The 12920-nt window shown below is 41.2% G+C and carries 11 protein-coding genes; 2 read left to right on the forward strand and 9 right to left on the reverse strand.

All coding sequences use genetic code 11. The features are described from left to right. On the reverse strand, nucleotides 1-266 hold a 266-nt coding region (locus G3352_RS25100), incomplete at its 3' end, for a MarR family winged helix-turn-helix transcriptional regulator (RefSeq protein WP_163760977.1). 148 nt (nucleotides 267-414) lie between these two features. Here G3352_RS25100 and G3352_RS25105 point away from each other — a divergent pair. Next, on the forward strand, nucleotides 415-1887 hold the full coding sequence (locus G3352_RS25105) for an MFS transporter (RefSeq protein WP_163761005.1): 1473 nt from the start codon (nucleotides 415-417) through the stop codon (nucleotides 1885-1887). A 542-nt stretch (nucleotides 1888-2429) separates the two neighbouring features. Here G3352_RS25105 and G3352_RS25110 read toward each other — a convergent pair. Beyond that, complete coding sequence (locus G3352_RS25110; RefSeq protein WP_163760978.1) at nucleotides 2430-3401, reverse strand: aldo/keto reductase; 972 nt, start codon at nucleotides 3399-3401, stop codon at nucleotides 2430-2432. Nucleotides 3402-3700: 299 nt separating this feature from the next. On the opposite strand from G3352_RS25110, the gene G3352_RS25115 reads away from it, so the two are divergent. After that, the gene (locus tag G3352_RS25115; protein WP_240343215.1) at nucleotides 3701-4237 is read left to right on the forward strand and encodes a MarR family winged helix-turn-helix transcriptional regulator; all 537 of its coding nucleotides are present in this window, start codon (nucleotides 3701-3703) and stop codon (nucleotides 4235-4237) included. A gap of 389 nt (nucleotides 4238-4626) precedes the next feature. Here the strand turns inward: G3352_RS25115 and G3352_RS25120 are convergent, their stop codons facing one another. From G3352_RS25120 to G3352_RS25150, 7 genes are all read right to left on the reverse strand, one after another. Then, a complete protein-coding gene (locus G3352_RS25120) occupies nucleotides 4627-4926 on the reverse strand; it encodes an immunity 53 family protein (RefSeq protein ID WP_240343216.1) in 300 nt (99 codons plus the stop codon). 204 nt (nucleotides 4927-5130) lie between these two features. Continuing rightward, a complete protein-coding gene (locus G3352_RS25125; RefSeq protein WP_240343217.1) occupies nucleotides 5131-5913 on the reverse strand; it encodes a protein kinase family protein in 783 nt (260 codons plus the stop codon). A 276-nt stretch (nucleotides 5914-6189) separates the two neighbouring features. Further along, nucleotides 6190-6621 (reverse strand): hypothetical protein, encoded by a 432-nt coding sequence (locus tag G3352_RS25130; RefSeq protein ID WP_205525051.1) that lies wholly within the window; start codon nucleotides 6619-6621, stop codon nucleotides 6190-6192. Between the two features lie 368 nt (nucleotides 6622-6989). Further along, entirely contained in the window at nucleotides 6990-8492 is a 1503-nt protein-coding gene (locus G3352_RS25135; RefSeq protein WP_163760982.1) for an IMP dehydrogenase, read from the reverse strand. A gap of 1 nt (nucleotide 8493) precedes the next feature. Further along, nucleotides 8494-8955 carry a MarR family winged helix-turn-helix transcriptional regulator gene (locus tag G3352_RS25140; RefSeq protein WP_163760983.1) on the reverse strand — a complete coding sequence of 154 codons (462 nt, stop codon included), beginning with the start codon at nucleotides 8953-8955 and terminating at the stop codon, nucleotides 8494-8496. A gap of 442 nt (nucleotides 8956-9397) precedes the next feature. After that, nucleotides 9398-10288: a GNAT family N-acetyltransferase gene (locus G3352_RS25145; protein ID WP_163760984.1), complete on the reverse strand. Its 891-nt coding sequence runs from the start codon at nucleotides 10286-10288 to the stop codon at nucleotides 9398-9400. Between the two features lie 404 nt (nucleotides 10289-10692). Then, nucleotides 10693-12813 carry a galactose-binding domain-containing protein gene (locus tag G3352_RS25150; protein ID WP_163760985.1) on the reverse strand — a complete coding sequence of 707 codons (2121 nt, stop codon included), beginning with the start codon at nucleotides 12811-12813 and terminating at the stop codon, nucleotides 10693-10695. Between the last annotated feature and the right edge of the window lie 107 nt (nucleotides 12814-12920).

The raw sequence follows: 12920 nt of genomic DNA on the forward strand, positions 1-12920 counted from the left end.
TAAGAACGACGATCGCGAGAGTCCACCGAACGGTAAATGTATCCAGCATCCTCTAGCTGCTTGACGCAACGGGTCGTAGTCGCTTTATCGAACTTCACTTCATTTGTGAGCTGGTCCTGGTTGAGGCCGGGATTCGACAAGATCGCCTTAAGATAATTGTGGTGCCCGCCCCCGCCGATATCAAATGGTTTTAATATGCTAGCCAATTCTTTTTGGTTAATACGATGAATGTAGGACAACATTTTGCCAATCGAAGGTTTCTTCAACCCAGTACCTCCTTAAGATCTTTTGTATCCAAAAATTTTACCTCATACAAGTTGCGTACGCAACTAACTTAAAGTATAATCAAAACCAAATTAGTTGCTAATGCAACTAATTGTTTTTGACGATAGTAAGGAGTGATTTTTAGTGAAACTGGAAGACGAGAATCGTTTCATTACTTATCAAGATGACCCAGTAATCCAGAAAAGACGTTGGGTCATCCTGATAGTCCTGAATTTATTTACATTTATGTCGACGCTCGACGGCAGTATCGTCAATATTGCTCTGCCCGTTATCGCGAAGCGGATGGATCTGACAGTCGCTGAAGCGGAATGGATAGTCACCGCTTACCTGATGACCATTTGTGCAGCGATCCTCTTTTTCGGCAAGCTCGGCGACATCGTTGGTAAAATTAAAGTGTTCAAATGGGGTATGATTATTTTCACGGTTGGTTCCCTTCTGTGTGGGCTCAGCTTCAGCCTGCCGCTTCTCCTGGGTTCACGACTACTCCAAGCCCTTGGCGCAGCGATGACGATGGCCAATAGCCAGGGCATCATTACAGACATCTTCCCAACAAAAGAACGGGGAAAAGCGTTGGGGCTGATCGGTACATTTGTCTCGCTTGGCAGCATTGCTGGACCGAGCCTCGGCGGTATTATCGTATCCGGACTGGGTTGGGAGTACATATTTTTGGTGAATATCCCGGTTGGACTGATCGCGATTGCGATTGGGTGGAAGGTACTTCCAGCTGATCGCACCAAGCTGAAGGTCCGTATCGATAAGGCCGGGGGTTTGCTATTCCCTCTATTTATCATAGCTTTATTTTCAGGTCTACTGCTCGGGCAGCAGGTCGGTTATGGGGATATGCGGATCGTCGCTGCGTTAATCATCTCCGCCATTGTTTTTGTTATTTTCCTATTCGTTGAGATTCGTAATCCAGAACCCATGCTAAAGCTCGACCTGTTTAAAAATCCGCTGTTCAGCTTAAGCATTTTATGCGGTTTTCTGGTATTTGTGGCCAACTTTTGTTTTAACATCATCGCACCGTTCTACACACAAAGTATTTTGAATCTTACACCCTCCCACGCTGGGCTCTTGCTAATGCTGTTTCCAATTGTCATGGTAATCGTAGCTCCACTCAGTGGCGCACTATCGGACAAAATTGGTTCCGAGCTGCTCACTTTCGCAGGACTCGTTGTGATGGTCATCGCTCAAGTCGGACTTGCTCGACTCCATAGCGGCAGCTCTATTATTCTGGTTGGGAGTTGGATCGGTATGCTCGGTCTCGGCAGCGGTTTGTTTCAATCTCCGAACAACTCGTTGGTAATGTCAAAAGTCCCCAAAACCCAACTCGGAATAGCAGGCAGTATTAACTCGCTCGTCCGGAATATGGGCATGGTCGTGGGAATTACGGTTGCTACTACCACCCTGTTTGGTGTTATGAGCAACTTGGCTGGTCGTAGGGTTACAGGACTTGTGCCGGACCGCCCCGATCTTTTTCTATCAGGCATGCACGTGGTCTTCATGACCTCCGCTTCAATATGCTTAGTAGCCGCAGTACTTACGGGTTGGAGGCTGTGGTCGGCAAAACGGCCTTTACGCAGCGAACATTTACGGTCACGATAATAATATACTGGAACTGTAAATCAACTGAGGTGCTGTTTTAGTCAAAAAAAATAAATTATTTGAAAAGTAAAAATATTAATTAGTAAAATTATTGATGTACTCTTTTTGTTTCGGGCATAAATTAGATTGATACCCAATCATAAAATAAAGGCACTCAGTAATTGCGTGCCTTCATGCCCGAAAGATACAACCCTTTTCGCTTCTAATCTCCGCCAAATGGAAAAACCTCTCTAATATAGCTGACCTCGTGTTAATTGTTAACAGTATTTTTTGCGCTATCGATCATCAATCCATGTTCAATAGATTAGAGGTTGTTCCAGAAAGTTCCCCGCCATTTGGCCTATAAGGTATGCCTGAACCAGGTTTATCTTTTTTTAGTCGGCTCCCAAATGTCTTCAACTGCTTGTCACATCGAAAAAGCGAATAAACTCTTCAAGGATCGCATCCAAGAAGAGTTTATTACAAAAGTTTTAGCTTATAGAATCGATGTTGGTGAGGATATCGATACAGAACGGTATCTTAGTAAAGGATATGTGTCCAATTTATACTAATGGATGTGGTATATAAAGTTCTTCTAAACGGGTAATCTCTTCAGACGTTAATTTAACCGATAACGCTGAAACCGCATCTTCGAGATGGCTGATTTTGGTCGAACCGATTATTGGTGCTGTGACCTCTTCCTTTTGCAGCAACCATGCAAGAGCAACTTGTGCGCGCGGAATCCCTCGGTTAGCGGCAACTTCCGCTACTCTTTCAGCAACTTTGCGATCAGCTTCTTCCGTTTTAATAAACAACGCTTTTGCTATTTGGTCATTCTCGGATCGCGAGGTCTGCTCATTCCACTCCCGGGTTAACCGGCCTGCCGCGAAAGGCAGGTAAGGAGTGATGCCAACGCCCTCATCTTTGCAAAGGGGGAGCATTTCTCTTTCTTCTTCACGATAAAGCAAGTTAAGTCTATTTTCCATGGAAACGAAACGTGTCCAGCCATGGCGCTCCGCGACATGCTGCGCTTTGGCAAATTGCCATGCCAACATGGAAGATGCTCCGATATATCTAACCTTTCCCGACTTAACTAAATCGTGAAGAGCCTCCATTGTCTCCTCAATTGGTGTATTAGGATCCCACCTATGGATCTGGTACAAATCGACGTAGTCCGTTCCAAGCCGTTTTAGACTGTTATCAATTTCGGTCATGATGGCTTTACGGGAAAGCCCCATTGCATTCGGACCTTTGCGCATCGGAACAAATACCTTTGTAGCAATGACGGTTTCATCACGACGGGCGAAATCCTTTAATGCACGTCCAAGAATTTCTTCACTTGTTCCGTCCGAATACATATTAGCAGTACTAAAAAAATTAATGCCCATTTCGATTGCTTCTTTAATAATCGGTCTGCTGTCCTCTTCATTCAATGACCATGGGGTATTGCCGCGTTCAGGTACGCCGAAGCTCATGGTTCCAAGACTTAATTTCGAAACATCCAAACCGCTTTGTCCCAGTTTCACATATTCCATTTAATAACACACTCCTTATATTTGTAGGCGTTACGCCTAATATTCTCCGAGGATCTTCTAGTGAGTCAGTACTAGAGATTAACTCGCTGTCGTTTCTCATTTGAGAACGTTGATGAGCACGGTAAATCCTTGTGACGCGAGATTTTTCGTTATTTAGTGCCCGTTTCCTTTGTTTGCCCCAGTGACCAAGGCACAGGTTTATGCACTTTTCTCTCCTTCCTATACATCTTTTGCAGATCTTTATAACCCTCTTAAGTTGACATATCAACCTAAAGACAAATTCAACCCCTTCGGTTGACATGTCAACTCATAAAACAAACTCTAACACCTTGTGGTTGATGTGTCAACCATGGTATTATATTGGCATGGATATTAATGAACTAAACGAAGACGAAATGCGACTATGGAATACGTGGAAAGGCTCTTTTAAACGCGTCTTCGGTCGCGTTGTAAAAGAAATGTCTGAATATACAGGACTTTCAGAAGGTGATTTTGGAGTATTAGATCGGTTAGTTCAATTTGGGGATGGTAAACTTCGCCAACAGGAACTAGCTGACTCGATGGACTGGGATAAGAGCCGACTATCTCATCATCTAACGCGTATGGAAAAACGAGGTCTAGTTCTGAGGAAACCACTAGACACAGATCGCGGTGTGCAAGTCATTATTACTCCCGTCGGAAAGTCAGCCTTGGATGAAGCCCTTCCCATAGTCTCAAAGGCAATACGCAAGTATTTTCTAGATCTATTAACTGATCAAGACATTAAGTCAATAACTGAACTGGCGGAACGAACCAAAAAAATTGACAGATCGCCTAATAACAACTCTTCATCTTGATCGCTGTTTTGGAGGGCATGCACAATATATAAGTACTGCAATTGACAAGTAACGGGCCTCTCTCGCTGAAAATAGCGGAGGGGTCAGTTTAATTTTTCCAGTAGAAGCCGTATTGGTAAAGCAGCCGAAACTTTATTAAATAATCATCAAACAAATCAGTAATCAAACCACGGTCGTATCCTTTACGGAAATAAATCGGTACAAGTTCTTGTCCTCGATTCGGGACACAAAGATGTGGCGATAAAATAAAAAAGTCGCTAAAAAAGCGACTTTCAATGGGAATTGTCTTGTTCCTTGACATAAAAGTTATTGTTTTTTTATTATGGCACTAGTGTCCTAAAACAATATTAGGGCAGCTCGATAGAACACATCGATAACTTCCGTAATTATCATCTTTCTATGCTTGAAGCCCAATTTTTAAAGTGAATTAGTATCTCTTCTAGATTCGTAGCTCCGCCTGCACCATGAAATACTCCATCCCTCACAATACAGTAAAACCAATCTTCATCAGTTCTCTCTTCTTCTATCGAATCAAATGGCGTATCCTCTAAATAAGTTTCCGCCAAATTGATTTCAACATACCAACCGGGATTATCGACTGTATCAATTTTCACACCATATGAATGTTCCCAATCTCCATTACAATTTTCATAATACCAGTTCTGAAGCCATTTTAATGCATTCATCATCTCTACCTCTTCTTTGGAATTCCATCTGGTCTAGTTGGTCTAACTCCCCCAGGTATTGACTTACCATTAACATGAGGTGTTGGCACATTCTGTTTTGTTATTTTATTGATGTGGCCTTTTCCTTTTCCATCAAAAAGTTGTACTTTTTCAAATCCACTTCTAGGAACTAACAAGACCTAAACTTAACTATAAGATTCTAAAGTACTAAACAAGCTTTGCACCTGAGTAAAATGGATCGAACCCCTTTTTTGTACAGATCCGTTCAATCTCCTCAACTGGAAAAATCGTAGTTCTGCTCATCGAAACAAAATTGGTGTAGAAATCATTCATCACTACGGCTATTGGAGCGTACCGCATGATAATCTTTGCTGCTGAATCCATCAGCTCAGGCAACTCGTCGCGCTCAGCACAACGGCGTATGAAGTCTATACGTTCAGTTCGGTTTACCATGCCAACCAATGCCGTTACAAGCCAGTTCACTAACGTTGTTACCACATAACACCCATCATGAGTCTTGTTCGCTTCAAGAAAATTCAATTCGGAATCAGACAGTTCAAACCTAGAAGACGTCGCAAGACCAAAGTCCGAAATATAAACACGGTTTCCGTCGGTTAAAACATTCTTAAAGTGAAGATCGAAATGCTGTAACTTGTTTGGATCCATAAAGGAGACAGCGGATCGCAGATTCAAATCCACCATGGATAGTGCTGAAGCGGCTTTACTCTCACCAATAGCAATCTGTTCGGAAAGCCAGTCGTGCAGGTTGTAGGGAATGTTCTCACAGAACAGTACAACACTGTACTCGGATTGTTCAAGTGCCTCAATACGGTCACGCATTTTTGAAGTATCCCAAAACTCAACAATACCGGAAACATCGCTCAGTTCATCAGAGATTGGAGTTCGTCGTTCTGGACTTTTTAGCACCCGCCAGTGGTACATTAACGGAAAACTCGCACAGTGATTTGCCAGCACCCAGTTGGTGGTCATGGTATGGGCTGCAACCTCGCGCCACACACTAAAAGCTGGAGAACCTAGGCAGTGGACACGATAGCATAGCGGGTAAGGCGAGTGTCATGAGACACATAAGACTCCTTCGGTGATGATTTCATAGGGGGTATTCTCCTTTTTTCCCAGATCGGATGGCGTGAAGTATGTACATTTTGTACATTGACATAAAGTTCCCGACTACCTCCCTGAAAGACAGGAAAGATATATCCACTCTTAAATACGGCCGAAAGAACAGCTCTTTACATAAGGTACTCCCTAACTTTCTCTGATCATAGCATATTCAACGACGTTCCATTGCCCTTGCTGGTAAGCAAGTTTCATGTCTAAAGAGATTGATCCCTCGTTTGCACGATACTTACTAACCTCAATAGTCATCTCATCTGGGTTGATCGATTGCTTCTGCTTTTCAATGGTTAGAAGAATGCCTTTAAGCATCGTTTTCCCCTGCTCATATAACTTTTGCTCTATTAATTGTTCATAGGTGTAGTTATAAATCTTGATGTTATATTCTTTTTGTAAGTATTCTTCAATAACTTGTTTATCAGAACTTTTCAAAATAACTCTCTCTTCCCAAACCAGAGAAATATACTCCATATCGGCATTAAGAGCTGTATCATTTGAAATCACTTCATCCAACGCTACGCGATAAGGTCCAGTAAGATCCTCCTGTGAACCTGAACTAGTCAAACTGCTGGAGCAAGCTGATGTTAGAATAATCAGTATAATGTTGAGAATAAAATATAAATATTTTACTTTTATTATAATCCTCCACCTTTAAAGTACTCACTTAAATGAACGCAATACAACTATATAATGTTGCCAAATAACGAAACAATGCTCTTGTCCCGTGACACGAAATGGTTGGGGTTCCGGATTAACTACTCTTCTACGGTCTCTCGAGTCCCCCCAATTAAAAAATAAAGTGTCGAGTAAGTCCCTAAGACTTTCTCGACACTTTAAGGAACTGTGATCACAGTTCTCAAACATATATAAGCTACATCTCATTTATATAAAAATCTAATTTATTCAGTGAACGATTCGCTAACAATGATGTGTTACAATATCTGACGACTATCTTTAAGTAGAACATCGTGTGCACTACCCTCAACAATACTTGTAGAAGAAACTAAGGTTATCTTCGCATTTTTTTGTAGTTCAGAAATTGTCAGGAAACCACAATTACACATTGTTGAACGTACTATGCTTAAAGAAAGTCCAACATTATCTTCTAAACTTCCTGCATAGGGTACAAACGAATCAACTCCTTCTTCAAAAGAAAGTTTTTCGTCACCGCCTAAGTCATATCTTTGCCAATTTTTTGCCCTTGTACTTCCCTCTCCCCAATACTCCTTCATATAATTACCGTTTATATTCACTTTTTTAGTGGGGCTCTCATCAAATCGGGCAAAATATCTGCCTAACATTAGAAAATCTGCTCCCATAGCTAGCGCCAATGTAATATGATAATCGTGTACAGTACCTCCATCAGAACAAATTGGTACATAGATTCCTGTCTCATTAAAATATTCGTCACGAGCCTTCGCTACCTCAATTAATGCGGTAGCTTGACCTCTCCCTATACCTTTTTGTTCTCGTGTAATACAAATTGCACCGCCGCCAATTCCTACTTTTACAAAATCAGCACCAGCTTCGGCTAGGAAACGGAAACCTTCTTTATCAACTATATTTCCTGCCCCTATTTTTACGGTATCACCATAATTCTTCCGGACGTATTCAAGAACAATCTTTTGCCATTCTGTGAATCCTTCGGAACTGTCAATACAAAGAACGTCTACTCCAGCTTGAAGTAATGCTGGAATTCGTTCAGCATAATCTCTAGTATTAATACCTGCACCAACCATATATCTTTTTGATTCATCAATCAACTCATTCTCATTATTCTTATTAGTATTGTAATCTTTTCGAAACACCATCGAAATCAATCTTTGTTCATCATCAATGATTGGAAGACAATTTAATTTGTGTTCCCATATAATATTATTCGCTTCTTTTAATGTGGTATCTTTATTACCACAGATTATTTCTTCGAACGGTGTCATAAAATCTTTAACTTTAGTGTCTAAAGTCATCCGACTAACTCGATAATCTCTGCTAGTTACAATGCCTACTAATTCACCTCTAGAACTTCCATCAATTGTTACTGCTACAGTCGAATGATTTGTTTTCTTCTTTAACATTAACAGTTCGTCTAAAGTAGCTTCAGGAGATATATTTGAATCACTAACAACAAATCCAGCTCTATAACTTTTACCACGAGCAACCATTTGTGCCTGACTTTCAATAGATTGTGATCCGTAAATAAAAGAAAGTCCACCTTCTTTTGCTAAAGATATTGCCATTGTATCATCAGAAACAGACTGCATAATTGCTGATGTCATAGGAATTTTCAAAGAAATAGGAGGTTTATTTCCCTTTATAAATTTTACTAAGGGTGTTTGTAAGCTAACATTTGCCGGTATACACTCTACAGATGAGTAACCTGGTATTAGTAAATACTCACCAAAGGTGCGCGATACTTCATTCAGATAAACTGCCATATTATTTTCCCCCTTGTTCTTGAGCTGTTTTTTCCATAAGTTTATATAGACCTTGATACAATCCCATAAGCATCTCATCATCGAAGTCAGTAAATAACTCCTCTATATACTGTTCTTCCTCCTTACCTCTTTCCAAGTAATACTTTTTACCCTCAGATGTTAAAGCAACACGTAAACTCCTTCTGTCAGTTTCATCTTTTCCTACTGTAGCAAAACCTTTTTTCTCAAGAATATCTATGATTTTTTTCACATTCTGACTCGAAGTACCGACAATTTGAGCAATATCTTTTAGGTTCAGAAAGTAATCATCATAAAGAGAAATATTCCACAACACAAAAGCTTGTTTTAATGAAAGATCCTTATATCTTCTATCACCTAAAAGTTGCAAACGGTTAGACAATGTGAAAATTGATCCATAAACATAGGCTTTAGGTGTGATTTTTTTTTCGATTGGAAATTCCAATATTTCCACCTCCAAAATAGGTAACTGGTTATGTATTAAAATATCTAACCAGTTACCTTTTGTCAAGTAATTAAGAGGATACAAACGAAAGTTTTAATAAGGAAAGTGGATTTTTGCCGGCTGCCTGCGTCACTTCGTTTACTTATAATGATAGGGAATGAAGATATAATTGCATTGCTTGCAAGTGTTAAATGGTTTGGTAAAACTGTTCATTCTAATTTTTTGCTCGAATTACTTCTTAGCTAAAATATCTCCAGTTTTGTTCACTCTGTACTTCAGTTCAACAAGAAGACAGCCGATCGTGATCGGCTGTCTTCTTGTTTTTATCGTTTCCCTTTAGCTTAATGATGTGTGTTGCTTTATTTCTTGAATCATGACTTCAACGAATGCTTAAAAAATTTGTAATTGAATATTACTATTATCTATCTGTTTCTCTTTTATCTCATCTAAAATTCATATTTCGCATCATGAGCACTTGCTCAACATTTGTTGTAAAACCTAATTTTATCAATAGATCGTTCAGAGGTTGGTTGGATTTACGCAGGTTAGACGTCCCTCGTCTGCAAACATAGTCTAACGGGGCGAACAGTTCACTGAGAGCAAGCTTATAAATCTCCTCTGCATCTTCCCGCCCAGGAAGGACCTCACATTGATAGAGTGAAATGGTTACCAATTTACCCTCTTGATCAAATGTTCGCTTATACAATGCATAGCATAAAGGCTCGCCATCTTGTCTAATGATTATAGATTCACCCTCCTTCATGCTAGGCCATTGTGTCTGCCAAGAAGATAAACCTCGATAGAAGTCTAGCGCATATACATCACGGGGCAATCCTTTGGTCATAGAAAAGGGATGCGCAAAAGATCGCTTCAGTAATTGAGGATCTATTGTACCCGTATGTTGTAAAATCATTAATCGATCCGTAATTTCATACCCCACATACTGATATAGCTTGATCGCACTCTCATTCTGGGTAAGCGCTTCAAGCATCGCAAGCTCCACGCCATGTTCTCGGTACAACTCTAGATTTCTTAACATGAGCGCTCTGCCAATGCCCTGCCCTCTAAATGCAGGCGCAATACCTGTCCCACCGTTCCATGCCACTTTCTTTCCATCTACGTCACGAAATCCATTCATCACAAACCCTGCAGGTTCACCATCCACATAAATAGCAATTGAATTCTCCAAGGAAAGTCCTTCGTTAACAACCCTAGTCATCAAAGCCTCAACCGTCATGACCATCTGTATAAAATAGCCCTCGAATCCTAGATTCCAAATACGTACATTTTCCTCGATCGATAGCTCACTCAGTTTCCTAAACGTCATTGTCATAAGTACAAACCTCTCTTTTATCTTCGTTTAATGTGATCATTTTCGTATTTTCGCCCAACCTATATGCATTCCAATTTAATAGCTCAACAATGAAAAGTAAAGGAGCCATGGTCGAATCGAACAACTAGACATTTCCAATCCAAGAGTATCTTAATTGATTCTGCTTTTCAATCTGACTGACAAAGGTGGACATTAAACACCATAATAGTAGCTGCGTTCAATTTCGTTCCAATTCCAAGATGTCTTTCACAAGTTCGACTTCGTATAGGATCGCGGTCATTCACAGCGTGGGATTACCTACACATGGTCAAGATCGATTTCAGAAAAAAACTAAACGACCATTCCCCGGTGGATTACCGGGAAACGGCCGCACTTAAAGATATCTTTTTTTCTATCTACTCGAATTATTGTGCCGGTCCGTATACCTCGAATTCCCAAATTGAATACCCATAATTCGTTGCCCGAGCGGTTCCGTACATACGGACATAACGTGCTTCCACTTCGTTAAAAGTAATCTTCTCTAGACCACCTTTACCGTTTGTGGTGCTATAAACGTCTCTCCAATTTGCCTCTTGGGTTGGAGCGTCAGCTACCTGTATGCGATAACTTTTACCGTAAGCAGCCTCCCAGTATAACCTGACTTCATTGATCTTTTTGGTTTCCCCGAGATCCACATAAATCCATCCTGGGTCCACTCCGCGCTTTGAACCAAAGCGGGTTGTTAAGTTGCCGTCGGTCACATAGGGTGCGGTGTTCTCAATCCCGTCATTGGATGAAGCGACCGCTGGACGATGAAGTGCCAAATTAGTTAAGGGAAGCGGCTCATTATTCTGAACCGGCTTAATCGTTACTCCGCTGTAATACTCTTTATTTAGAAAATTCATCTCATGAAGCGTACGCGCAGGGGTACTGCTACCAGGCATATAGACATTCTCAAACAGCAGATCTGTGATCTTGGCTCCTTCCACTCCTTTAATCTTGGCAAAGCTTTCCCCTGCGTCACGCACCGTAATATTTTTCACAGTGACTCCTTGAATGGGTCCCACTCCATGGTTGCCACCATTAACCGTGAAAAGGGTCATCCAGGCACTATTGTCTTCGTTACTTCCACTGATGTCCTCGACATCCATCGATTCAAACCTCACATCACTGACGACTCCGGTTCCATATTTATGATGGATAGCGAAGCCCACTGCGGCTTTATAAACGACTCCGTTTCTGAATACAATATTAGATTGATCCTGCATGACGCCTTGACCAATCTTGTAACCATAGCATATTGTCCACGCTATCGTATCCTCAAATAACACGTTTTGAACCGGTTCTGGATTTCCCGGCCAAGGTACTTTACCTGAAGCAATGTCAGTGTCCTCTTTCCAGGCTTTCGTAGAAAATGGATCATCCAAGGAAATACCGATCGCATTTTGTACAACTACATCCTGGGATTCGCAAATATCAATGCCGTCATTCTCTCCCATTCCCAGACTGTTGAACAATTTTAAATTTGTGAAAGTTAAATCGTTAGAGCGAACCGTGACAACGGCCCAGCCGGATGATTCCCTGATAAGGATACCATCCATATCAAAATTGGAAGTGGCGATTGGGACAATCAGATTATTGATCATTCCTTTACCATTGGTGGTCTTATCATCGTGCAAAGCTTGCCCGTTGCCATCGAGTGTCCCTCTTCCATATATCCGGATATTTTCGGATTGGAAAGCAGTCGAGATCCACCAGGTAGCTGGCCTACCCATGGAATCCTTAAACCAGTGCTCCTTATAATCAACTGTTTTACCTGTACCAATGAATGTTGCTCCGGGCTCCATATAGACTGCTGTATTACTTTTTAATACCAGATTGCCAATATAATAGGTTCCTGCCGGTATATAGACTATTCCTTGTCTACCGTCTCCTTGAAGAGTACCGTACTGGCTTGCATCGTCAATCGCTTGCTGAATTGCAGCCGTTCTTGTGGATACTCCGGATCCTGGTGTGCCTGAGGACACCACATGATATGGTGCGGCTGTAACATTAAAAATGCCGTCCCCACTTGAAGCCGGAATATCCGTCTCCATCGGATCCGCAGCGATGACCATGCGCGTTTGACGATTATTCATCGTCACGATCAGGTATTCGTCAGATTGGGTTGTGAAGGTAATCGTTTTTCCCTCTACCTTTTCAGCTTGTATACCGAGCTTTTTTGGACTTATGGAGTATTCATGTACTTTATCGGTATTTAAAATCGTTAATTCATACGTAACAGGCCCTTCCGACATGGAAAAGTGTGCATAGTCATAGTCACTGAATCCCTTGACAACTGGTACAACAACCCCGTTCGCCTTCAGCGTATAGTTAGCCGAGTTGGTATAGCGCACTGATGGTTGATAAGTGTGTATTGTAGCTGGTGCTACTTGACTTCCTTCTGGAGTAATGAGTCCAGATTGGGCATTCGAGGTAAGTGTAAAAATGGTGGCAGCTAGCATTAACCCTAAAGTAGAGTATAGAAATTTTCTAATCATTGTCATCACATTTGCCTCCTTCAATTTTTTGAGAGCTCTTTCAAATTATGAGGGAATCATTGATTAACAAGATATGTCCTTTTATAAATCTCAAACCGACCACGTATCTTCTT

Source organism: Paenibacillus sp. ALJ109b, from assembly GCF_010747435.1.
GTDB lineage: Bacteria > Bacillota > Bacilli > Paenibacillales > Paenibacillaceae > Paenibacillus > Paenibacillus taichungensis.

Coding starts and splice junctions, on each gene's coding strand:
- G3352_RS25145 (WP_163760984.1), bottom strand. CDS start 10,288: ATGACAATGACGTTTAGGAAACTGAGTGAGCTATCGATCGAGGAAAAT.
- G3352_RS25135 (WP_163760982.1), bottom strand. CDS start 8,492: ATGGCAGTTTATCTGAATGAAGTATCGCGCACCTTTGGTGAGTATTTA.
- G3352_RS25110 (WP_163760978.1), bottom strand. CDS start 3,401: ATGGAATATGTGAAACTGGGACAAAGCGGTTTGGATGTTTCGAAATTA.
- G3352_RS25120 (WP_240343216.1), bottom strand. CDS start 4,926: ATGATGAATGCATTAAAATGGCTTCAGAACTGGTATTATGAAAATTGT.
- G3352_RS25125 (WP_240343217.1), bottom strand. CDS start 5,913: ATGACCACCAACTGGGTGCTGGCAAATCACTGTGCGAGTTTTCCGTTA.
- G3352_RS25115 (WP_240343215.1), top strand. CDS start 3,701: ATGTCAACTCATAAAACAAACTCTAACACCTTGTGGTTGATGTGTCAA.
- G3352_RS25150 (WP_163760985.1), bottom strand. CDS start 12,813: ATGACAATGATTAGAAAATTTCTATACTCTACTTTAGGGTTAATGCTA.